The 21866-nt window shown below is 60.9% G+C and carries 21 protein-coding genes and 1 tRNA gene; 8 read left to right on the top strand and 14 right to left on the bottom strand.

Annotated features, from left to right (window positions below; genetic code table 11):
* Window positions 1-28: 28 nt before the first annotated feature.
* The 4 genes from G5149_RS16330 to rsmC form a co-directional block, all read right to left on the bottom strand.
* Window positions 29-114: transfer RNA gene (locus G5149_RS16330), tRNA-Leu, on the bottom strand.
* A gap of 128 nt (window positions 115-242) precedes the next feature.
* Window positions 243-1703 carry a glycogen synthase GlgA gene (gene glgA / locus G5149_RS16325; protein ID WP_421212997.1) on the bottom strand — a complete coding sequence of 487 codons (1461 nt, stop codon included), beginning with the start codon at window positions 1701-1703 and terminating at the stop codon, window positions 243-245.
* A complete protein-coding gene (gene glgC, locus G5149_RS16320; RefSeq protein WP_100646941.1) occupies window positions 1693-2910 on the bottom strand; it encodes a glucose-1-phosphate adenylyltransferase in 1218 nt (405 codons plus the stop codon). Before glgC ends, glgA begins: the two co-directional genes overlap by 11 nt.
* A gap of 151 nt (window positions 2911-3061) precedes the next feature.
* Window positions 3062-4090: a 16S rRNA (guanine(1207)-N(2))-methyltransferase RsmC gene (gene rsmC / locus G5149_RS16315; protein WP_337073671.1), complete on the bottom strand. Its 1029-nt coding sequence runs from the start codon at window positions 4088-4090 to the stop codon at window positions 3062-3064.
* A 280-nt stretch (window positions 4091-4370) separates the two neighbouring features.
* Between rsmC and dapA the strand changes: the two genes are divergently transcribed.
* Window positions 4371-5243, top strand: coding sequence for a 4-hydroxy-tetrahydrodipicolinate synthase (dapA, locus tag G5149_RS16310; RefSeq protein ID WP_337073670.1), 873 nt, complete (start codon window positions 4371-4373; stop codon window positions 5241-5243).
* A 91-nt stretch (window positions 5244-5334) separates the two neighbouring features.
* Here the strand turns inward: dapA and G5149_RS16305 are convergent, their stop codons facing one another.
* Entirely contained in the window at window positions 5335-6303 is a 969-nt protein-coding gene (locus tag G5149_RS16305) for a CYTH domain-containing protein (RefSeq protein WP_337073669.1), read from the bottom strand.
* Window positions 6304-6472: 169 nt separating this feature from the next.
* On the opposite strand from G5149_RS16305, the gene G5149_RS16300 reads away from it, so the two are divergent.
* Both G5149_RS16300 and G5149_RS16295 read left to right on the top strand, forming a co-directional pair.
* Window positions 6473-7153 (top strand): TIGR00153 family protein, encoded by a 681-nt coding sequence (locus G5149_RS16300; protein WP_100654622.1) that lies wholly within the window; start codon window positions 6473-6475, stop codon window positions 7151-7153.
* 25 nt (window positions 7154-7178) lie between these two features.
* Window positions 7179-8444, top strand: coding sequence for an inorganic phosphate transporter (locus G5149_RS16295; protein WP_005343043.1), 1266 nt, complete (start codon window positions 7179-7181; stop codon window positions 8442-8444).
* 93 nt (window positions 8445-8537) lie between these two features.
* On the opposite strand, the gene G5149_RS16290 is transcribed toward G5149_RS16295, so the two are convergent.
* Together G5149_RS16290 and metB are read right to left on the bottom strand one after the other, a co-directional pair.
* A complete protein-coding gene (locus G5149_RS16290; protein WP_421212995.1) occupies window positions 8538-10994 on the bottom strand; it encodes a bifunctional aspartate kinase/homoserine dehydrogenase II in 2457 nt (818 codons plus the stop codon).
* On the bottom strand, window positions 10994-12166 hold the full coding sequence (metB, locus tag G5149_RS16285; protein WP_421212993.1) for a cystathionine gamma-synthase: 1173 nt from the start codon (window positions 12164-12166) through the stop codon (window positions 10994-10996). The genes G5149_RS16290 and metB overlap by 1 nt, the downstream gene beginning before the upstream one ends.
* A 205-nt stretch (window positions 12167-12371) precedes the next feature.
* Between metB and metJ the strand changes: the two genes are divergently transcribed.
* The 3 genes from metJ (at window position 12372) to G5149_RS16270 (ending at window position 13882) form a co-directional block, all read left to right on the top strand.
* Window positions 12372-12695, top strand: coding sequence for a met regulon transcriptional regulator MetJ (metJ, locus tag G5149_RS16280; RefSeq protein WP_005340251.1), 324 nt, complete (start codon window positions 12372-12374; stop codon window positions 12693-12695).
* A 41-nt stretch (window positions 12696-12736) separates the two neighbouring features.
* The gene (locus tag G5149_RS16275; RefSeq protein WP_421212991.1) at window positions 12737-13459 is read left to right on the top strand and encodes a helix-turn-helix domain-containing protein; all 723 of its coding nucleotides are present in this window, start codon (window positions 12737-12739) and stop codon (window positions 13457-13459) included.
* An 84-nt stretch (window positions 13460-13543) separates the two neighbouring features.
* Window positions 13544-13882, top strand: a complete 339-nt coding sequence (locus tag G5149_RS16270) for a tRNA-binding protein (RefSeq protein ID WP_005343050.1) — start codon at window positions 13544-13546, stop codon at window positions 13880-13882.
* A gap of 70 nt (window positions 13883-13952) precedes the next feature.
* Here the strand turns inward: G5149_RS16270 and G5149_RS16265 are convergent, their stop codons facing one another.
* The 3 genes from G5149_RS16265 to nudE form a co-directional block, all read right to left on the bottom strand.
* Entirely contained in the window at window positions 13953-15224 is a 1272-nt protein-coding gene (locus G5149_RS16265) for an aromatic amino acid transport family protein (protein WP_139408588.1), read from the bottom strand.
* A gap of 437 nt (window positions 15225-15661) precedes the next feature.
* On the bottom strand, window positions 15662-16474 hold the full coding sequence (gene cysQ, locus G5149_RS16260) for a 3'(2'),5'-bisphosphate nucleotidase CysQ (protein ID WP_374509654.1): 813 nt from the start codon (window positions 16472-16474) through the stop codon (window positions 15662-15664).
* Between the two features lie 37 nt (window positions 16475-16511).
* Window positions 16512-17120: an ADP compounds hydrolase NudE gene (gene nudE, locus G5149_RS16255; protein WP_033113990.1), complete on the bottom strand. Its 609-nt coding sequence runs from the start codon at window positions 17118-17120 to the stop codon at window positions 16512-16514.
* 143 nt (window positions 17121-17263) lie between these two features.
* Between nudE and yrfG the strand changes: the two genes are divergently transcribed.
* On the top strand, window positions 17264-17944 hold the full coding sequence (yrfG, locus tag G5149_RS16250; protein ID WP_421212989.1) for a GMP/IMP nucleotidase: 681 nt from the start codon (window positions 17264-17266) through the stop codon (window positions 17942-17944).
* A gap of 67 nt (window positions 17945-18011) precedes the next feature.
* Here yrfG and G5149_RS16245 read toward each other — a convergent pair whose 3' ends face one another.
* The 4 genes from G5149_RS16245 to G5149_RS16230 all read right to left on the bottom strand — a co-directional run bounded on the left by G5149_RS16245 (window position 18012) and on the right by G5149_RS16230 (window position 20613).
* Window positions 18012-18224, bottom strand: coding sequence for a hypothetical protein (locus G5149_RS16245; protein WP_041209029.1), 213 nt, complete (start codon window positions 18222-18224; stop codon window positions 18012-18014).
* A gap of 114 nt (window positions 18225-18338) precedes the next feature.
* Window positions 18339-18677: a DUF1294 domain-containing protein gene (locus tag G5149_RS16240; RefSeq protein WP_005343057.1), complete on the bottom strand. Its 339-nt coding sequence runs from the start codon at window positions 18675-18677 to the stop codon at window positions 18339-18341.
* Window positions 18674-19264 (bottom strand): sugar O-acetyltransferase, encoded by a 591-nt coding sequence (locus tag G5149_RS16235; RefSeq protein ID WP_421212987.1) that lies wholly within the window; start codon window positions 19262-19264, stop codon window positions 18674-18676. Before G5149_RS16235 ends, G5149_RS16240 begins: the two co-directional genes overlap by 4 nt.
* A gap of 86 nt (window positions 19265-19350) precedes the next feature.
* Window positions 19351-20613, bottom strand: a complete 1263-nt coding sequence (locus G5149_RS16230) for an MgtC/SapB family protein (RefSeq protein ID WP_216979561.1) — start codon at window positions 20611-20613, stop codon at window positions 19351-19353.
* A 217-nt stretch (window positions 20614-20830) separates the two neighbouring features.
* On the opposite strand from G5149_RS16230, the gene G5149_RS16225 reads away from it, so the two are divergent.
* A complete protein-coding gene (locus G5149_RS16225) occupies window positions 20831-21832 on the top strand; it encodes a sulfate ABC transporter substrate-binding protein (RefSeq protein ID WP_216979560.1) in 1002 nt (333 codons plus the stop codon).
* The last annotated feature ends 34 nt before the right edge of the window (window positions 21833-21866 follow it).

Raw genomic sequence — 21866 nt, 5'->3', positions numbered from 1 at the left:
ACATGCTGCTGAATCAGCATGGCAGTATTGGTGCGAAGAGAGGGACTCGAACCCTCACATCCGTGGGACACTAACACCTGAAGCTAGCGCGTCTACCAATTCCGCCACCTTCGCATCACTGCGGAGGGGGATTCTATAGAGTTTTGGGGGAGCGTCAACAGCCAAAGGGGACTTTTTTCGCTGTTGACGCCCAAAGTGGCGCCAAGGGTACAAAACTTCAGCAATTAGCCGACGTCTGGCATTCAGTAACGGCCCAATGCGTTCTGATACATCCGTTCATACTGGGTGACTGAGTCAGGCCAGTTGAAGCGGGTGCTCATGGCATTGCGCTGCACCTTGGCAAAACGCTCTTTGTCCTGCAGGAAATAGAGCAGGCTGCGGCGCATGGTATCGAGCAGGATGGCGGCAGTCGGATCGTTAAAACAGAAGCCGGTGGCATGCTCGGGATCGGCATCCCAATCCACCACGGTATCTTTCAGACCACCCACGGCGCGCACCAGTGGCAGGGTGCCATAGGCGAGACTGTACATCTGGTTGAGGCCGCAAGGCTCGAACAGAGAGGGCATCAGGAAGAAGTCGGCACCGGCTTCGACCAGATGAGCCAGTCGATCGTCATAGGTGTTGATGAAGGCGAGCTTGCCCGGATAATCCCGGGCCATGGTTTGCAGTTGCGTGGCGAGCGCAGGATCGCCAGAGCCGACGATCACCACTTGTACCTGATGGTGGAGGAATTTCTCCAGCGCAGGGAGCAGCAGGGGAACGCCCTTCTGCTCGGTCAGGCGGCAAACCATGCCGTAGATGGGCAAGTCCGCCACGGCCAGCCCCGCTTCCTGTTGCAGGCTCTCTTTGCAGATCTGTTTGCCAGCCATGTTGTCGATGCTGTAGGTCGCAGGCAGGAATTCGTCGAACTCCGGATCCCAGTCCTTGTAGTCGCAGCCGTTGAGTATGCCGCAGAGATCCGCCGCCCGCTGCTGGAAGATATGCGCCATGCCGTGGGCGCCGAGGTGAGTCAGCAGCTCCTGGGCATAGTTGGGGCTGACCGCATTGATCTTGTCGGCGTAGAGCACCCCGCATTTGAGCAGATTGACGTGGCCGTAGTCGTAGTTGATGCGGCGTTCGTAGTCGGCGATCTCGGGCATGGCCCAGAACTGCTCGCGGCCAAACACCCCCTGAAACGCCGCATTGTGAATGCTAATTACGCTGCGGGTCTGCTGGAAGAAGGGGTTGTGGGTGTGACGGGTTTTCAGCAGCAGTGGCAGCAGGCCGGTGTGCCAGTCATTGCAGTGGGCGATATCAGGGGCAAAGCCGAGCTGCTCGCAGGCATGGAGGGCCGCGGCCGAGAAGAAGGCAAAGCGCTCGCCATTATCCGGATAGGCCTGATTGTTCTCGGCGTAGAGCTGGGGACGATCGAAATATTGCGGGCAGTCGAGCAGATAGACGCAGACGCCATCCAGCTCCATCTGGTAGATGCGATAACCGATATCAGGCAGCCCGGGGTGGGTTGGCAACCAGCGTGACGCCACCATTCTGGCCTCATCCCGTCGCTTTATCGTCTTGTAGAAGGGGAGCATGATCCTGACATCATGCCCCTTCTGGGCCAGGTACATCGGCAGGGCTCTGGCGACATCGGCCAGGCCCCCGGTCTTGACCAGCCCCTCAACTTCCGAGGCAACAAACAGGATTTTCAGTGGGTTAATAGCCAACTCTTGCTCCCTTAGGTACCACCACGATACCGCCTTCGGATACGGTAAATCGCTCTCTATCGTGGTCCAGATTTTCACCGATAACGGTGCCGGGCGCAATTTCAACATTTTTATCTATAATCGCGCGCCGGATGGAGCACCCTTCACCAATCTTCACGTCCCCCAGCAGCACGGATTCACTGATATGGCTGCCCGCGCCGATATTGCAGCGGAAACCGAGGATGGATCGCTGGATCTGGCTGCCCTGAATGAAGCAACCGGCGGAGATCAGCGAGTTGGCGATCTTCACCTTGCACTCGTCGCTGTCGATGAAGGTGGCCGGTGGTAGCGCCGGATAGTGGGTGTGCAGGGGCCACTTGCGGTTATAGAGGGAGAAGGGAGGATTGTCGGCCACCAGGTCCATGTGCGCTTGCCAATAAGAGTCGAGGGTGCCCACATCCCGCCAGTAGACGTGCGGTTTCTCGCCGGGGATGACGTTGGTGCTGTAGTCATAGACATAGACGGGGGCGCGCGGGTAGAGGCTCGGGATCACATCCTTGCCAAAGTCGTGGCTGGAGTTCTCTTCGGCGGCATCCCGCTTCAACTCGCGGCAGAGGGCATCGGTCTCGAAGATGTAGTTACCCATGGAGACCAGCGCCTGGGTGGGATCGCCGGGAATGTGCTTGGGCTGCTTTGGTTTTTCCTGAAAACCGATCATCCGCCCTTCGGTATCGACCTCGATCACCCCGAAGGCGCTCGCCTCTTCGATGGGCATGCGCAGGGCTGCAACCGTCATGGCGGCGTTCTTCTGCTTGTGGAAGGTGACCATCTGGCTCACATCCATCTTGTAGATGTGGTCGGAGCCGAAGATGCAGACATGATCCGGTTCGGCCCGCTCGATAAAGCCGAGGTTCTGGTAGATGGCATCGGCGGTGCCGTCATACCAGCGTTTGCCCATCCGCATCTGGGCCGGGATGGGATCGATAAAGCGGTCGGTGATGCCGACGATATTCCACCCCTTCTTCATGTGCAGGTAGAGGGACTGTGATTTGAATTGGGTCAGTACATAGATGCGCAGAAAGTCGGCGTTGACGAAGTTGTTGAGGACAAAGTCGATCAGCCGGTAGCTGCCACCAAAGGGGACGGAAGGCTTGCTGCGGGTAGTGGTCAGAGGCTGCAGGCGAGTACCTTCGCCACCAGCCAGGATCATGGTCAATATGCCTGCCATCGTATTTCTCTCCCTGAATGAACAACATGAAAAGGTTTTCAAAGCTCGGCATAAAAACACCCCTAAAGGGGTGGTTTTTATCGTGCTCTTAGTACCTTACCAGATCCCGTATGGGGCTCTCTAGCTGTTTTCTTGTACTGCTTACACTTAATTACACTTTGCTCAGATAGACCTTGAATTTGGCATCACTGCTGATCACTTCAGTCCGTTTGAAGTGTGTCTCCAGTATAGGCTGGTAGCGCAAGAAGGCGTTGGCAACAATGGTCAGCGAGCCATTTGGTAGCAAAAATTCCGGTGCTTTGGCCAGGAACTGCTCGGTCGCCGCATAGAAGGTTTTGAGCCCGGCATGGAAAGGGGGATTGGAGACAATCTGGTCAAAGCTTCCCGTAATGTCGGAGTAGACGTCAGAGGCATGAACCTCCCCTTGCAGATCGTTGATAGCCAGGGTGCGTCGGCTTGACTCCAGCGCCAGCGCATTGATGTCCACCATGGTGACCTTGAGTCCGGGATTGCGCTTGGCCAGCACGGAGCCAATCACCCCGGCGCCGCAACCGAAATCGAGCAGTGAACCCTTCATGGCCGGCACGGTGGCCAGCAACATCTGGGTGCCGAGATCCAGCTCGGCGGCGCTGAAGACGCCGGGCAGCGCCAGCACGGTCAGCTCGGTATCACCGGCCTTGCACTGATAGCGGCCAAACCAGCTATCCAGATCGAACGGGGCGACCGGTTTGCAGAGCTCACCGTGATAGAGCGAGCAGCGGCGGGCCGAATCGCGCTTGATCGGCTTTTCGCCATAGGGGGCCAGCAGCTTGTCGGCGCCATTGATGCCGCCGCGGTTTTCACCGGCGAGGAACAGATCGGCACCCGCTTCCAGCAAGGGGGTCATCATGGCCAGCAGATATTGTGCCTCGGCCTTGGCCTTGGGCATCAGCAGCAACAGGGCATCGAAGCGCGGGGCGCCACCGAGCTGGTGGTCGAACAGGATAGCCTCGCCGAGGGCGGCCTGCTGGCTGCGGTAGTAGCAGTAATCGGTGGTAAAGACGGTCAGGGTCCGGGCCAGGCTCGCCAGCTGGCGGGGGTAGTCATCTTCCAGTGCGCCACAGACAAGTAGCCGCTTGCCGACAAAGAGGGCTTGATTTCGTTCCAGCATCTGGCTGACGGCACTGATTGGGCTGCTCATCGGGTCTCTCCACGCAATTTTGGGCGGCCATTATACATAGCCCCTTTCGCCTTGACATTTATGCCGTGTTCCCGAAATATGCCCAGACACCATTTTTTGACCAGAGATGACGAAATGCGGTTCAACGGGTTGAAACGAAAGCACAAAAAAAGCCTGAAATTCGGGCCTGCCGACGTTCGCGCGTAACCTCTCATCCCTGAGAAGCTTCAAACCCCGGTTGCGCACATCGTACCGGGGTTTTTTATTGCCATATGCGCGTCATTTAGGAGAAGGAGATCCCATGTTTCAAGGTTCAATCGTTGCGTTGATCACCCCGTTTCGACAGGGAAAGCTGGATGAAGAGGCGCTGCTGCGTCTGGTTGAGTGGCATATCGAGCAGGGTACTCACGGCATTGTGCCGGTGGGCACCACTGGCGAAAGCCCGACCCTGACCCACGACGAGCACTGCTGGGTGGTGGAGCTGGTGGTCAAGCAGGTCGCAGGTCGTATTCCGGTGATTGCCGGGGCCGGTTCCAACAATCCGGTCGAAGCCATCGAGTACACCCTCCATGCAGAGCTGGTGGGGGCCGATGCCACCCTGCATGTGGCCGGTTACTACAACCGTCCCAATCAGGAGGGGCTCTACCACCACTTCAAGGCGGTACACGACGCCACCGCCAAGCCGATCATCGTCTACAACATCCCGCCGCGCGCCATCGTTGACGTGCAACCGGCGACCCTGGCCCGTCTGGCCGAGCTGCCGCGCATTGCCGGGGTGAAAGATGCCACCGGCGATCTGGCGCGCCCCTGGACCGAGCGCCAGCTGATCAAAAAGCCCTTCGCCTGGCTCTCCGGTGAGGATGCCACTGCGGTTGCTTACAACATCGGCGGTGGTCAGGGTTGTATCTCGGTGACCGCCAACGTGGCTCCCAAGCTGGTGGCCGAGGTGCAAAATCTGGCGCTGGCCGGCAAGTGGCAAGAAGCGCGTGAGCTGCAAGACCGGCTGATTCCGCTCCATCAGGCGATGTTTGCCGAGCCGAGCCCGGCTGGTGCCAAATATGCCGCCTCTCTGCTCGGATTCTGCAGCGAGGAGTGCCGTCTGCCGGTGATGCCACTGTCGGAAGCGACCCGCGAGCGCATTCGCAGCGCCATGCAGCAGCTCAACCTGCTGTAATGCAAAACGGGTGAGCCAAGGCTCACCCGTTTTGTTTTTGGCTTTTGTTTCCGGTCTTTATTTCCGACCTTTAGTACCGGTATGGCCACGCTCAGGCTGCGTGATGCAGCTTGGCGGCGATGGCCAGTTGCAACTCGACATACGTCGGATAGAGGAAGAGAGCGGCCAGCTCGGCAGGCCACTCGTCATGCTCGTCCGATTGGGCTTGCAGATGGGCGTGCAGGCTGGTCAGTGCTGGCAGCCAAGGTGCGGGTTGTGGCAGCGTGGCTGCACTGCGGGCGACCAGATCGATCCCTTGGCACAGGGCTGCGAGTGCCTGCTGTTGAATGCCTTTATCCTGAGGATGCTCCAGCCAGAGCTGCTCGTGGTGTTGCCAGTGACGCAGCCCTTCGCTTATCTCCGTTATGCCATCCATACCTTCATGTTTGACCAGCGCCTGCAGGGCCAGCGGTTTGCCGAGCCCGGCCAGTCGGTAGCCGCGCTGGGCCTTGGATTGGGCGCCGAGGCGCAGCCCACCAAGCTTGGCGAGGCGTCGGGCCAGCGCAAACAGCGCCGCGGTAGCGCCGGATTTGAGCTCCAGTTCCAGCTCGTTGATGGTGGTGCTGCCCTGACTGCCGACTATCTTTCCCTGATCCCAGGCCAGTTCAATCTCGGCTCCCTCGAAGGCGATCAGCCAGTGGCGGCGCAAGAAGTCGGTGCGAAACTGGGCGACCAGCTGCTGCTGAATGTGGTCGCGCTCGGTCAGAGTCGGCCAAATCTCATCGGGAAAGGCCGAGAGGGTCGGCAGATCGCCGCTGACAGGGGCGTTGTACTCGGGTCTGGCATGCAGGCCGCCCACCACCTGGCCACGGCATTTGATGGTCTGCTCGGCGAAGGCATCGCAGCGGCGAATGCGCAACCCCATGTCCAGGCGACGCAGGTCGAGGGTCGGCGTGTCAAAATAGACGTTGCCAAGCTGCTGTTGTGATGATTCTTTAATCTCAAAAGAATTCAACAGGTTGGATAAATCTGCCGCAATGTCGCGGGCGACAAAAAACTTTATCTCGATCTCAGTTTGCATACTCATTCCGGGCTGGCAGGCAACTTTGGGGGGCAGGAATCGGGTCGCGGGGATATAATGCCCGCGAAACGACTAGATTAATTCGCGGTTTAATTGAGGACGCAGTTCGGTTAACATGCGCGCCTCATAAAATCGTATCGAGTGTTTTTTCACCGACACAGGTTTGGCCATGCCAGTAAATACTATTTTGGGGCTTTTTGCCAAGTCCCCCATCAAGCCGCTGCAGAAGCATATCGTCAAGGTTCACCAGTGCTCCCAGCAGTTGGTTCCCTTCTTTGACGCCGTTGCCGAAGACCGTTGGGAAGATGCCGAGAAGATCCGGCAGCAGATCGCCCAACTGGAAAAAGAGGCAGATACCCTCAAGCGTGAAATCCGTCTGAAACTGCCTCGCGGCCTGTTCCTGCCGGTTGCACGTACCGACCTGCTGGAGCTGTTGACCCAGCAAGACAAGATTGCCAACCGTGCCAAGGATATCTCCGGCCGCATGCTTGGTCGTCGCATGGAGTTCCCCGCCGAAATGCGGACGGATTTCATGGCTTACCTCAAACGTTGTATTGATGCGACCGCTCAGGCCGAGAAAGCGATCGGGGAGCTCGACGAGCTGCTCGAGACCGGCTTCAAAGGACGGGAAGTGGAAATGGTTGCCGAGATGATCCACCAGCTGGATCTGATCGAGGACGATACAGACACCATGCAGATCGGACTGCGCCAACAGCTGCAAGCGGTTGAGCAGAACTACAATCCGATTGATGTGATGTTCCTTTACAAGATCCTCGAATGGGTAGGTGACCTGGCAGATCAGGCCGAGCGTGTAGGCGCCCGTCTGGAACTGATGCTGGCTCGTTCGTAATCGACTGACTGGGTAAACACTATTAATGGACATTATCGCGAATTACGGCACCACTCTGGTGCTCGTGGCGGCCTTGTTCGGCTTTTTGATGGCTTGGGGCATTGGCGCGAATGACGTAGCCAACGCCATGGGGACATCGGTCGGCACCAAATCCCTGACCATCCGTCAGGCGATCATCATTGCCATGATCTTCGAGTTTGCCGGTGCCTATCTGGCCGGTGGCGAAGTGACGGCCACCATCCGTAACGGCATCATCGACAGCAATGCGTTTGTCGATAGCCCGGATCTGCTGGTGCTCGGCATGATCGCCTCCCTGCTGGCGGCTGGCGCCTGGTTGATCCTCGCCTCCTACTTCGGCTGGCCTGTTTCCACCACTCACTCCATCATCGGCGCCATCGTCGGTTTTGCGGTGGTGAGCATTGGCCCGGAAGCGGTGCAGTGGAGCAAGTTTGGCGGCATCGTCGGCTCCTGGGTCATCACCCCGGCCATCTCAGGTGTCATCGCCTACTTCATGTTCATCAGCGTGCAGAAGCTTATCTTCAACACTGATGATCCCCTGAACAACGCCAAGCGTTATGTGCCGTTCTACATGTTCCTGACCGCGCTGGTGATCTGTCTGGTGACCATCAAGAAGGGGCTGACCCACGTCGGTCTGCACCTGAGCGATGGCGAGGGCATTCTGCTTTCCATCGCCATCTCCATCGCAGTGGCGTTTGCCGGCTGGATCTACATTCGTGGTCAGAAGTACAACCCGCAGGATGACAGCAAGATGCACTTCGCCAACGTGGAGAAGGTGTTCGGCATCCTGATGGTGATTACCGCCTGTGCCATGGCCTTTGCCCACGGCTCCAACGACGTTGCCAACGCCATCGGCCCGCTCTCTGCGGTGGCCTCTATCGTGGCTTCCGGTGGCGAGATTTCCAGTCAGGCTGCCATTGCCTGGTGGATCCTGCCGCTGGGCGGTATCGGTATTGTGATCGGTCTGGCGACCATGGGCGAGAAGGTTATGGCGACGGTCGGTACCGGCATCACTCACCTGACCCCGAGCCGTGGCTTCGCCGCCCAGCTGGCGACCGCCGCGACCGTAGTGATTGCCTCCGGCACCGGTCTGCCCATCTCCACCACCCAGACCCTCGTCGGTGCTGTGATGGGTGTCGGTCTGGCGCGCGGCATTGCGGCGCTGAACCTGGGTGTTCTGCGCAACATCGTGGTCTCCTGGATCATCACCCTGCCTGCCGGTGCCATTCTGGCTATCGCGATCTTCTACGTGCTGCAGGCCTGCTTCTCCTAATCGAAGCGGCATTCAGCAAAAAGCCCGAGTCATCGACTCGGGCTTTTTTTATTGTGCGCGGGAGCTGAGGTGCTGCTCCCTTTGCAATCTGCCTTAGAGGCTGGCGCAGATCTGCCACAGATCGTACTGGATAGCGGCGGCGGTCACTTCCCGACCCGCCCCCGGCCCCTGGATCACCAGCGGGTTGGTGCGGTAGCTGTCGCTCTCGATGGCGAAAATGTTGTCGCACGGCAACAGGTTGGCAAACGGGTGGTGGGGCTCCAGCGCCTCCAGTCCGACCCGCGCCTTGCCGTCATGCTCGAAGCGGGCCACGTAGCGCAGCACCTTGCCGAGGCGTTTGGCCCCTTCGAAGGCGGTCTGGATCGGGCCATCCAGCTCTTTCAGTCTGTCCATGAACTGATCGGCAGTCACCTTGCGCAGCGGGATGGGCACCAGATTCTCCAACTCGATATCGGCGGAGTCGAGCTCGAAGCCCGCCTCCCGCGCCAGAATGAGCAGCTTGCGCCGCACATCCTGACCGGAGAGATCTTCGCGGGGATCCGGCTCGGTCAGGCCGTGCTGCCATGCTTCGTCCACCAGCTCGGAGAAGGGGCGGGTGCCATCATACTGCTGAAACAGCCAGGAGAGGGTGCCGGAGAAGATGCCGGAGACCCCCTGAATGCGGTCGCCGCTCTGGCGCAGCATCTGGATGCTGGACTGGATTGGCAGCCCGGCGCCCACGGTGGCGTTGTAGCGCCACTGCACCTGATGGTCGCGGCAGGTCTGCTTGATGCGCTGGTAAAACTCGCTGTCGGCGGCGCCGGCAAACTTGTTGGCGGCGATGATGTGAATGCCGAGCTGGGCGAAGTCGGGGTAGTAGCGGCTCACCGTTTCGCTGGCGGTCAAATCGATGGCGATCAGGGTATCGAAGCTGTGTTGCTCCAGCTGGGCCAGCAGTTCGGGCCAGATCAGCGCTTTGGGGGCAAAGTTGTCCTGCACCTTGAGCGGATCCAGCCCCTCTTCATCGAGCAGGCCCCCTTCAGAGCTGAACACGCCGTAGAGGGTGAGCGCCAGATTGAGTTCATGTTCGAGGCGCGCCTTTTCGCGGGCATAGAGGCTCAGCCAGTGGCCGCCGATATTGCCCTTGCCGAACACCACCAGTCCGACCCGATTGGGGCGGCTGAACAGGGCGCTGTGCATGGCGATGAGCAGGGGTTCCAGCACTACCTGACGCAGCACGGCCACCAGGCTCAGGCCATCTTTGGCCACCTGGACGAACTCCAGCGGCTGATCCGCCAGCAGCTGGTAGAAGCGGTGACACTGCTCGGCGTTGTCGGTGACGCCTGCCCCCACCAGCGCTACCAGACTGTATCCCTCTTTCTGGATGAGGCCGGTGAAGCTCCCTTGCAGCTGGAAGTCGCGCAGCAACTCGAAGGCTCCTTGTGCCACTTCGAGGGTATAGGCGAGGCGCAGCACCCTGCGATCCGGCTGGCGCTGCAGGGTGAGCGGATTGAGACGGTGACGGGCGAGATGGGCCTCGATGGTGGCCACCGTCTGCTCATAGTTGGTTTGTGGCAGCACCTTCAGCTCGATGAGGGCGATCTGATCCACCGAGGAGACGATGCGGGCACCGCCGGAGCGGGGGGCGCGGCGCAGGATGTGGGTGCAGCCCTCGTCCGGGTTGTAGCTGCAACGCAGGGTGAGGCGCTGACGACTGTCGGCCACCGGCTGCAGGGTTCGGGAGTGCAAGACCGAGGAGCCAAGACGGGCCAGCTCGTTCGCTTCGGCGAGGCTCAGGCGTTCCAGCAGACGCGCTTCTTTCACCCGGCGCGGGTCGGCGCTGTAGACACCGGCCACGTCGCTCCAGATGGTGGTGGATTCGCCGTCTGCCAGCAGCGCCAACAGGCTGGCGCTGTAGTCGGAACCGTTGCGACCGAGCAGCAGGGAGCGCCCTTCCATGTCAGCGGCGATAAAGCCGGTCACCACGATGCGACCGGCATGCTCCGCCAGTCGCGCCTTGAGCAGTTCGCTGGAGAGGGCGGTATCCACCTTGACCAGAGCGCCATCCTCGGCGCGCAGGAAACTGCGGGCATCGAGCCAGATAGCCTTGTCGCCGCGGCTGGTGAGCAGGGCTGCCAGCAGGCGCGCCGACCACACTTCGCCAAAGGCGAGCAGTCCGTTGCGGGCGAAGCGGTCAAACTGTCCCTCCAGCGTTTTGGCGATCAGCTGCATGTCGTCGGCCAGCTGCTTGCTCAGATCAAGCTGTAGCTCGCCCTCCAGCAGGCCGTCGATCAGGCTCTGCTGATAGGCCTGAAGGGCCGAGATGGCTTCACCGGCGGCTTCGTCCCCCGCTTCGGCCAGCTCCACCAGCTGGATCAGCCGGTTGGTGGTCTTGCCGGCGGCGGAGACCACGATCAGTTCATCCCCGCCTACCTGTTGTTCAACGATGCTGGCGACCCGGCGATAACAGACCGGATCCGCCAGACTGCTGCCACCAAATTTGTGGACGTGACGTCGCTTCAATCCTGCTTCTGTGGCCACCGCGATCTCTCCTTGTTGCTGCTGTTCCATTAATTCGCTACCTGTTCTGCCTGCTGCGCCTGTTCAAAAGCCTGAGCCAGATCGGCCACCAGGTCTTCACCGTGTTCAATACCGACCGACAACCGCAGCAGCTGGGCGCTGATGCCTGCTGCCTGCTGCGCCGCCGGGGTCATGGCCCTGTGGGTCATGCTGGCCGGATGGGCCACCAGACTCTCCACCCCGCCGAGAGACTCGGCCACCGAGAAGAGGGTGAGGGCCGCGAGGAAGGCGCGAATGCCCGCCTCGCTGCAATCGAGTTCAAAACTTAGCATGGCGCCGAAGCCGGACTGTTGACGGCGCGCAATATCGTGGCCCGGATGGCTCGGCAGGCTGGGGTGATAGATGCGTTTCACCAGCGGCTGCTGTTGCAGGAAGGCGAGGATGCGGTCGGTGTTCTCCTGATGGGTGCGCAATCTGGGGGCCAGAGTGCGCAGGCCGCGCAGGGTGAGGTAGGAGTCGAACGCCCCGGAGGTGAGCCCCAGACAGTTGGCCCACCACACCAGCGACTCGGCCAGTGCGGCCTCCTTGGCAATCGCCACTCCGCCCACCACGTCGGAGTGGCCGTTGATGTATTTGGTGGTGGAGTGAACCACCACATCGGCACCGAGGGCCAGGGGTTGTTGCAGCAAGGGAGAGAGGAAGGTGTTGTCCACCACCACTTGTGCACCCACCTCGTGGGCGGCGTTGGCGATGGCGCTGATATCCACCACCCGCAGCAGCGGGTTGGAGGGAGTCTCGACCCATACCAGCGCAGGCTTTTGCGCCAGCGCGGCGGCCAGAGCGGCCTCGTCACCCTGATCGACAAACTGCACCCGGTAGTGGCCCTTGGCCGCCAGATACTCAAACAGACGCCAGGTGCCGCCGTAGCAGTCGTGGGGGGCGATCAGCAGATCTCCCGCCTTGAGCAGGGCGGTGGTGACCAGATGAACGGCCCCCATGCCGGTGCCGGTAACCACGGCGCCAGCGCCCCCTTCCAGCGCCGCCAGCGCGTCCGCCAGATTGGTGCGGGTCGGATTGCCGGAGCGGGCATAATCGTATTGACGGGGTTCGCCAAAGTCGGCAAAGGTGTAGTTGCTGGAGAGGTAGATGGGGGGCACCACGGCACCGTGTTGCTGGTCTGTCTCAATCCCGGTGCGAACCGCCAGGGTGGCCTTGTGGGTCATATCACTCTCCTTGATGTCTCTTTACACGCCGGCATCTTGCTGCCACGCGCCATCCCGCCATTGCGGGCTCATGGACAACCACACTACGCCAGCTTAAAAAAGCCGTCAACACTTCCAGACGTCTAAATGGCTTTGCTGTTGGATTGCCATTAATTTCCTTAAGGGTTAAAATCCGCGCTCACGGCTAAATGAGAACAGGTGAGTCATGGGAACAGAGTGGAACGGCGACTACGTCAGCCCCTACGCGGAACACGGTAAGAAGAGCGAACAGGTCAAGAAGATTACCGTCTCGATCCCGCTCAAGGTGTTGAAAGTGTTGACCGATGAGCGCACTCGCCGTCAGGTGAACAACCTGCGTCATGCGACCAACAGCGAGCTGCTCTGTGAAGCCTTCCTGCACGCTTTCACCGGCCAGCCGCTCCCTTGCGACGAAGATTTGCGCAAGGATCAACCGGACAGTGTCCCGGCCGAAGCGCGCGCCATCATGGAAGCGCTGGGCAAAGAGATCGAAGATTTCGACAAGGAATAACCCCCAATGACGCGGCCCTGGCCGCGTCATTGCTATCTGCCATGTCCCGCTTCAGCCTGCGCCACTATCACCACCACGTCTGCAGTCATAGCCACGACTTTGCCCAACTGGTGATCCCCCTCGACGGCCCCCTCGAGATCGAGGTGCAGGGCCGGGGGCGCAGGCTTGCCCCCGGTTCTGCCTGCGTCATCGCCCCCGGTGAGCGACACGACTATGCCGCCGATCCCGCGTTTTCGTTTCTGGTGCAGGAGAGCGACTGGCTGCCCGGCGATCTGGCGGCCTGCCCCTTTATCGAGCTGGATGAGCCCCAACGCCACTACCTCGCGTTTCTGCACCGCATGGTTGCCGAAGGGCGGCAGGTGGCGGGCATGGCGCAGGTGTGGCTCTCCCTGCTTGCGGAAGGGCAGGGGATGCAGAGCACTGCCACGCCGCGCCTTGCCGCCCGCATCCTCAAGGTGCAACGCCATATTGATGCCAACCTCGCCGCCCCGCTGACCAATCAGCAACTCGCCGTCATCGCCTGCCTTGGCCAGAGCCAGTTCAAGCTCGCCTTTCGCCAGCAGTTGGGGGTGAGCGTCTCCCACTACATTCGCAGTCGACGCATGGCGCTGGCGTGCACCCTGCTTGCCGGTACGCAACTGCCCGTTGGGGAGATTGCCAGCCGCTGCGGTTACCAGAATCAGGGGGCCTTCGGCGAGCGCTTCCTGGCCGAGACCGGGCTCACTCCGTCCCTCTGGCGCCAGCAAAACGGCCGCCTGCCGTAACGAAACGGCTGATCGCCGAAGACGGGATGCTCTCTTTGGGCCATGCTGCGGGTCATGCAAGGTGCACGATAAACTGGAGCCGAAATGGAGACGATTAGCTGGCAGGATTTCGAGATGGTGGAGCTGAGGGTGGGTACCCTGGTGCGGGTCGAGCCGTTCCCCGAGGCGCGCAAACCGGCCTACAAGGTGTGGGCGGATTTTGGCCCTGAACTGGGGATTCGCAAGAGCAGTGCCCAGATCACCGCTCTCTACCAGCCAGAGCAGCTGGTGGGCCGCCAGATCATCGCCGTAGTCAACTTCCCGACCAAGCAGATCGGCCCGTTTCAGTCGGAGTTTCTGCTGACCGGTTTCTACCGGCCGGATGGCGCCGTAGTGATGGCCATCCCCGAGCAGGCGGTGGAGAACGGCGCCAGGCTGGGCTGAGCTCACACCCGAACAGAGACAAGAGAGGCGACCCAAGGTCGCCTCTCTTTTTGTTTTCTGTTGCGAGTCGTTACTTCAACAGGCTGAAGATCAGCGCCGATACCGCCAGCGAACCGGTCAGCAGGATAAAGCCGTTGGTCCAGCCGTGACGGAAGCGGGCCAGCGCCTCCACCTTGTAGATGGCAATCACCGGCATGATAAACAGGATCATGGCGATGACCGGGCCGGAGAGGGTCTCCATCAGCCCCAGAATGCCCGGGTTGATGACGGCGGCACCCCAGATAGAGAAGAACATCAGGGCGATACCGACCTTGTCCGCCTTGGCCAGCGGCAGGCCGGTGGGCTTGGCGATCAGGCTTTTCAGGCTTTCGCGGGCACCGAGGAAGTGACCGAGGAAGGAGGAGCTGATGGCGATAAAGGCGATGAGCGGCCCCAGAGTCACGATCACCGGGTTATCGGTGATGTTGGCGAGATAGGAGAGCACAGAGACGTTCTGGGCCTTGGCTTCAGCCAGCTGGGCTGGCGAGAGGCTCAGCACGCAGGAGAAGACGAAGAAGAGCACGAAGCCCACCAGCATCACTGTGGTGTTGCGCAGGATCAGGCCGCTCTTGGCTTCGGCCTGCTCGCCATATTCCCGACGCTGCACGTTGGCAAAGCCGGAGATGGCGGCGGCGTGGCTGAAGGCGAACACGGTGACCGGCAGCGCCAGCCAGACGGTGTTGAGGAAGCTGACCCCTTCAAACGCGGTCACTTCCGGCCATTGCCACTGGGGAATGAGGTAGCAGGAGAGGGCCGCCAGAATGGCCGCCAGCGGATAGACCATAAAGGCGAAGGCGCGCAGCATCGCTTTCTCACCCGCCAGCATCACGGCGATCATGGCGAATACCAGCACGCCGGAGAGCATCACCCGATCCGGGGTCGCCATGCCGAGCTGGTTGACCATAAAGCTCTCCACCGTGTTGGTCAGTCCGACCCCGTAGATGAGCAGGATCGGGAAGATGGAGAGGAAATAGAGCGCAGAGATGAGGCGGCCGGCCATCTTGCCGAAGTGCTCCTCCGCCACTTCGGTGAAGTCGGCGTGGGGGCGTGAAGAAGAGAGCACGAAGCGCGCCAGCCCGCGGTGGGCGAGGAAGGTCATGGGGCCTGCCAGTACTGCGACGATGACGAGGGGCCAGATGCCGCCCAGACCCAGATTGATGGGCAGGAACAGGATACCGGCGCCAACGGCGGTGCCAAACAGGCTGATAACCCAGTGGGTGTCGTGACGGCGCCAGCGGGTGATGCTGGCAGTGGTGGAGCAGGAACCGGATAGCTCCTTGGTCGCCTCTACAGATAAACTCATTACTAATTCACTTTTTGTTAGTGTTTTAATCTGAGTTCATTGTGGTTTATCGGGATTTAATTCTCAAAAAGCGAGACTGAAACATATCACTGCCATTGCGGGGTTTAGCCAGCGAGATTGGGAATGGAATCTGGTTCACAGAATGGAACAAAACTGATATTGGTGATTTTTGTGAAATATAAAACCAAAATTTGATCTGCACTCGTTTTTTTATTTCGACTAATCAGGTGTTTTCAGAATTACGTGAAAAATCGTACCATTTCTCTCCGACCGATTGTGATGTTTCACTATCATTTTGCCGCTTTGCCAGCGTATCACGCTGTTCAAGAGCGCCTTGACCAGCGGATCACACCGGCCATCACCCGGGGCAACTTCCCTGAAAAAGCAGGCGGCCATCGGGCCGCCTGCTTGTCTGGTGTGATGATATCGCTATCCGCCTAGTGGGCCAGAATGTTGCCCCAGGCGAGATCCGGATCTCCCATCACGATAAAGTCAGGGTTCTCCAGCGACTCGGTTTCGTTGTAGCTGAGCGGCTGCAATGCCAGGCTGAGGATACGGCCACCAGCCGCCTCGACGATGCACTGGGCGGCGGCGGTGTCCCACTCGCCGGTGGGGCCGAGCCGCACGTAGCAATCGGCCGCCCCTTCCGCCACCAGACAGGATTTGAGGGAGCTGGAGCCGAGCGGGATCAGCTCGTAGTTGATGGCCGGGTTGAGGCGGCGGGTGAGCTTCTCCAGCTTCTGGCGGCGGCTGATGGCCACCACCAGCGAGTCGGGCTGGTCATGCTCGTGATGCATGGCGCTGATGGGCAACACCTCGCCGTTCACCTCCTTGAAGGCGCCGTAGCCACGCACCGCCCAGTAGAGCACGTCAGACTCGGGGGCGTAGATGACCCCGAGCACCGGCACATTGTCCCGCACCAGGGCGATCAGGGTGGCGAAGTCGCCGCTACCGGCGATGAACTCACCTGTGCCGTCGAGGGGATCCACCAGCCAGTACTGCCGCCAGTTGGCGCGCTGGCTGAAGGGGATGTCGGCCGCCTCTTCGGTCAGCACGGGCACATGGGGGGTGAGCGCCGACAGCGCCTGTTTGAGGTAGGCATCGGCAGCAAGATCGGCACTGGTGACCGGGGTCGCATCCTCCTTCAGCTGACGCTCGAACTGACCGCCGTGATAGATGTCGTGAAGGATCCTTCCGGCTTCGCGGGCAATCTCCTTGACCCCCGGCACCCAGGCCAACAACTCCTGCATCTCGTTATCCTCTGTCTGTTAACTGCCCGTCTGCGGGCTACTCTGCCTGCTCCGCCAGCCACTTCTGGGCCAAGAGCAGGGCACTGATGCTGCGCGACTCGGTGAAGTCGGGCCGCGCCAGCAATTCGTCGATCCGGTTGAGTGGCCAGGGGATTACCTCCAGCGGTTCGGGTTCATCGCCGATCCGCTGTTCGGGGAAGAGATCCCGCGCCAGCAAAATGTCCATCCGGCTGGAGAAGTAACCGGGCGCCAGCGACACCTGCTTGAGCAGGGTCAGGTTGTTGGCGCCAAAGCCAGCCTCTTCCATCAGCTCCCGGTTGCCTGCCTCGAAGGCATCTTCGCCCGGGTCGATCAGCCCCTTGGGAAAGCCCAGCTCGTAGGAGTGGGTGCCAGCGGCATATTCGCGCACCAGCAGCAGGGTCTGCTCATCGAACAGCGGCACCACCATGACGGCGCCACGATTGCCGCCGCGCATCCGCTCGTAGACCCGCTCCTCACCGTTGGAGAATTTGAGGTGGAGGGATTCCACTCTGAACAGCCGGCTCTCGGCCACGATCTCGGCCTTGAGGATCTCCGGTTTGCTCTTTTCCTGCTCCAGCTGGTCGATCGAAATCTGTTCGGGGGGGCTTTTGTGGTGCTCACTCATCAGGGGTGACGGCTCGTTAAAAAATCGTGCTTCAAGAGTAAACGACTCCCACACCGAACACCACGGGGCAGGGAGGGGAAAGGGGGAGGAAAAATCCGTTATACTGCCGCCCCGTTTTCCGAGATCCGCGATCAAGAGGCCCGATGCCACACTCCCGCTCCACCACCTTGCCATGGCACCAGATAGATACCGTCTTGCTCGATATGGATGGCACCCTGATCGATCTGCATTTTGACAACCACCTCTGGCAGCAGCTGGTGCCTGAGCGTTACGCCGAGCGGCTCGGGCTGCCGCTGGATGAAGCCAAAGCGCAGATCGACGTCCACTATCACGCCGTCAACGGCACCCTCAATTGGTACTGCGTGGATTACTGGAGCGAGACCCTGGGGCTCGACATTCGTGGCCTCAAGCAGGAGCTGCTGGCGAAGATCCAGTGGCGCCCCCACGCCATCCCCTTTCTGGCCGCGCTGCGCGCCGCGGGCAAGCAGCTGGTGCTTTTCACCAATGCCCACCCCGCCAGTCTGTCGGTGAAGGATGCGCAGCTGGGGCTCCGCGACCATCTGGATCTGATGGTGAGTACCCATGAGTTGGGCTGGTCGAAGGAGAGCCAATACTGCTGGCAGGCACTGGCCGAGCGGCTGGCGTTCGATCCGGCCCGCACCCTGTTTGTGGATGACAGCGAGCGGATCCTGCGGGCTGCCGCCGACTACGGTATCGGCTATCAGCTGGCGATCCAGAATCCGGATAGCTGCAAGCCGGAGCAGAGCATTACCGCTTTTCCGGCGATCCGCGACTATGCCGAGTTGCTGCCGCTGGCAATCTGAATCAGTTCAAACAAGAGAGGGCTGCATCATGCAGCCCTCTCTGTGTCTGAAACCTGGCGGTGAAAGATCACAGCTCCCGGAATGGGCGCCGTTTCTCCTCTTCGATGACGATCGCCTCCAGATTGGCGATCCGCTCCTGCAACTCTCTGATGATCATATCCTGCCTGCCGAGGCGGTCGGTGATGCGGGCATCCCCCATCTGATAGCGGGCCCGCTTGCCGAGATATCCGAACAATACGCTGATAAATACGATCAGGACTATGCCTGTCCACATGGTCATGTCACGACTCCTTGTCGTCTATAGACGGCGAAAACGCTGATGAGATCTGCTCTGTTTTCTCACAGCCGCCGGGCGGCCGCAATGGGGCCCATTGTCCCTTTGTGACGCAGACAGCTATTGCTGCCAGAGTGGCCGCCCGACCCAGAGCGCCCACAGGGTGAGGTGCAGCAGAACGATAAACCAGAAGACCAGCCGGTAGCTGCGCTTCTGGGTCTTGTGACGCAGCCACTGGCGGGCCACCAGAGCGCCCGGCCAGCCGCCGCACAGCTCCAGCAGATGGAGCCTCGATTCGGGAATGCGCCACTCGCCCCGCACCGCCTGCCGCTTGTCCCAGGCGTAGGCCGCCAGCGTCAGCAGACTCATGGTCAGCAGTGCGGCCAGTGGCCACCACTGCTGACCATCCAGGCCGAGCCAGAGGGTCCAGCCCAGTGGCAGCAGCGCCAGCGCCATCATTGGGCCAGCTCCCAGCAGCGCTCCTCATCCTGCTTGAGGGTGCGGATCACCCTGGCCGGATTGCCCACTGCCACCGAGTCGGCCGGGATGTCGCGGGTGACCACGGCGCCAGCGCCAATGATGGAGCGCGGCCCTATGGTGACGCCGGGGCAGATGATGACGCCACCGCCGATCCAGCAGTCATCGCCGATCCGCACCGGCTTGTTGTAGGCGGTCCAGTTGCGTCGTTCCAGATAGTTCATGGTGTGGGTGGCGGTGTAGATCTGCACGTTGGGGGCCAGCAGCACATGGCTGCCGATGTGTACCTCGCCCACGTCGAGAATGGTGACGTTGAAGTTGAAGAAGGTCTTCTCGCCGATATGAATGTTGCGGCCGAATTCGCAGGTGAAGGGCGTGCTGATCCAGCAGGAGTCGGGGCAGTGGCCGAACAGCTCGCGGCAAATTTGCTGGCGCAGAGGGCCATCGCCCGCCGATGAACCATTGAGCCGGGCCAGCAGCGCCTGACCGCGGATCCGGTCGTTCGCTATCTCCTCGCTCTGGCCATCCAGCGCCCCGCCTGCCAGTATCTTGTCCCAGTCGCTCGCCATTGCTACCTCCTCATGCTGCAAGAGGGGGCAGTATACGTGACTGTCTGGGGCGCCGTCAGTCTGTCACTTGTTGCAGGTGATCCCCGTCAACCTGCGGGCCAGACGAGGGGCAGGATCAGCAGGGCCGAGACGAAGTAGGGGAGCAGCACCCGCAGCCCCAGACTGCGACCGCCGATGCCGAGGGCCAGCAACCCCTTCACCAGCGAGTTGACCAGCCCGGCCAGCAGAATGCCGCGAGCGGCGACCTCCAGTGCCAGCTCCTTGTGGGAGAGCTGGGAGAGCGACAAGGTGATGGCATCCACGTCGGTGATCCCCGACACCAGCGCCAGCAGATAGACCCCCGAGTTGCCTACCTTGTCTTGCAGCAGAGTTGCCATAAAGCCGATCAGCGCCAGCAGCAGGCCGAACTTGATGGCGGTGGCCAGATCGAGCGGGTTGCTGGTTTCCGGCTGTACCGGGCCGTCTGTCAGCTCCTCGCGCTGGCGCCAGAACCAGAAGGCAAAGCCGTAGACCGTGGCCGCCAGCAATACGAGCGGGGCGGCGAGGCGCATCGCCAGTTCGCTGTGAATCAGCAGCACCAGCACCAGCAGCCGCAGCCACATGGTGGCCCCTGCCAGCAGGATGCCGGTAGCCAGCAGTCGCTCCAGCCCTCCTTGTTCCTTGTTGAGGCGGGCAAACTGTAGGGTGAGGGCGGTGGAGGAGGCCAATCCCGCCAGTATGCTGGTGAGCACCAGTCCGGCGCGAGTACCGAGCAGCCGCACCGCGAAGTGGCCACAAAACGAGATGCCGGCGATCACCACCACCATCAGCCAGATCTTGAAGGGGTTGAAGGCATCGAGGGGCCCCATCTCCTCGTTGGGCAGTACCGGCAGCAGTACCAGCGAGATGAGCAGAAAGCGCAGGGTGGCGTGGAATTCGGTTTCGCTGAGAAACAGCATCCCCTGCTGGATCTTGCCCTTGAGCCCCATCAGCAGGGCCGCCAGCACGGCGCAGGCCACCGCCTCGCTCGGGCTCAGCAGCACCGACATCAGCCCCAGCAGATAGGTGAGCAGCATGGCCACCGAGCTGGTGAGGCCGAACTCCCCTTGCCAGCGCTGGGCCAGCCAGACCGAGAGGCCGCAACCGATCACCACCGCCAGCAGGCCGAGCAGCGGCAGCCAGGGGCCCAGGGTGGGCAGCAGCAAACCGCACACCCCGCCGAGCAGGCCGATAAGGCCGTAGGTACGCATCCCGGCGATGCGCTGGTTATCCCCCAGTTGGCGCACCTGCCAGCCCCGCTCCAGCCCGATGATAAGGCCGATGGCCAACGAGACCAGGGCTCCGTTGACCGGTTCTGCATTGATCCACATAACGACTTCCTTTTCGTCATCTGACTGCCTTGTTCCCATGATGGCACAGCGAGCAAGGGGCCAGAGGGGCATGGCTCACAGAGTCTGCGTCCGGCTCCCGGTGCGGGTGGCTGAGTTGATATGAGCAAAAGAGATAAGCAAAGAGTTATTTCTTTCTTCTGGGCATAACAACTCCACGGCATGCTGTTCTCAACCCAACAAGATATGGAGAATCACCATGAAACTGCGAATGACCGCCCTGACCCTGCTCTCTCTGCTGGCATTTGGTCAGGCCAATGCCGCCGAGATCCGCCTGCTCAACGTCTCTTACGATCCGACCCGCGAGCTGTTTCAGGAGTACAACGCCGCCTTTGCCAAGGAGTGGAAGGCCAAAACCGGCGACGACGTAGTGGTGAGCCAGTCTCACGGTGGCTCCGGCAAGCAGGCTCGCGCCGTGGTGGATGGGCTGGAAGCCGACGTGGTATCGCTGGCGCTCGCCTACGATGTCAGCGCCATCGCCAAGGCGGGGCTGACCGCTGCCGACTGGCAGAGTCGCCTCGGCAACAACGCCTCGCCCTATACCTCCACCATTGTCTTCCTGGTGCGCAAGGGCAATCCCAAGCAGATCAAGGATTGGGATGATCTGGTGCGCAAGGATGTTGCCATCGTGACTCCCAACCCCAAGACCTCCGGCGGGGCACGCTGGAACTATCTGGCTGCCTGGGGCTATGCCCTGAAGAAGAGCGGCAGTGAAGAGGGGGCCAAGCAGTTTGTTGGCGATCTCTTCAAGAACGTGAAGGTGCTGGACTCAGGCGCCCGCGGTGCCACCACCAGCTTTACCGAGCGCGGTCTCGGTGACGTGCTGCTGGCGTGGGAGAACGAAGCCCTGCTGGTGCTTGGTCAGGCGGGGGCCAGCGACAAGTTCGAGCTGGTGGTGCCTTCGGTCTCCATTCTGGCGGAGCCGCCGGTCGCGGTGGTGGACAAGGTGGCCAGGAAGCACGGTACCGAAGCGGTGGCCAAGGCCTATCTCGATTATCTCTACTCTGACGAGGGACAGCATATCGTCGCCAAACATCACTATCGCCCCAGCAACCCGGCGATCCTGAAGGAGACCGCGGCCCAGTTCCCGCAGCTTGCCTTCTTTACCGTCAAGGATCTGGAAGGGGATTGGGAGAAAGCCCAGAAGAAACACTTCGCCCAGGGCGGTCTGTTTGACCAGATCTACCAGCCGGGTCGTTGATAGCTTCGTTATCCATCACTGAACTGGCCCCTGT

The organism is Aeromonas sp. 600479, assembly GCF_049175515.1.
Taxonomy (GTDB): domain Bacteria; phylum Pseudomonadota; class Gammaproteobacteria; order Enterobacterales; family Aeromonadaceae; genus Aeromonas; species Aeromonas veronii_A.
Note: the sequence above shows the minus strand (reverse complement) of the source record. Positions and strands in the feature narration are given on the sequence as shown.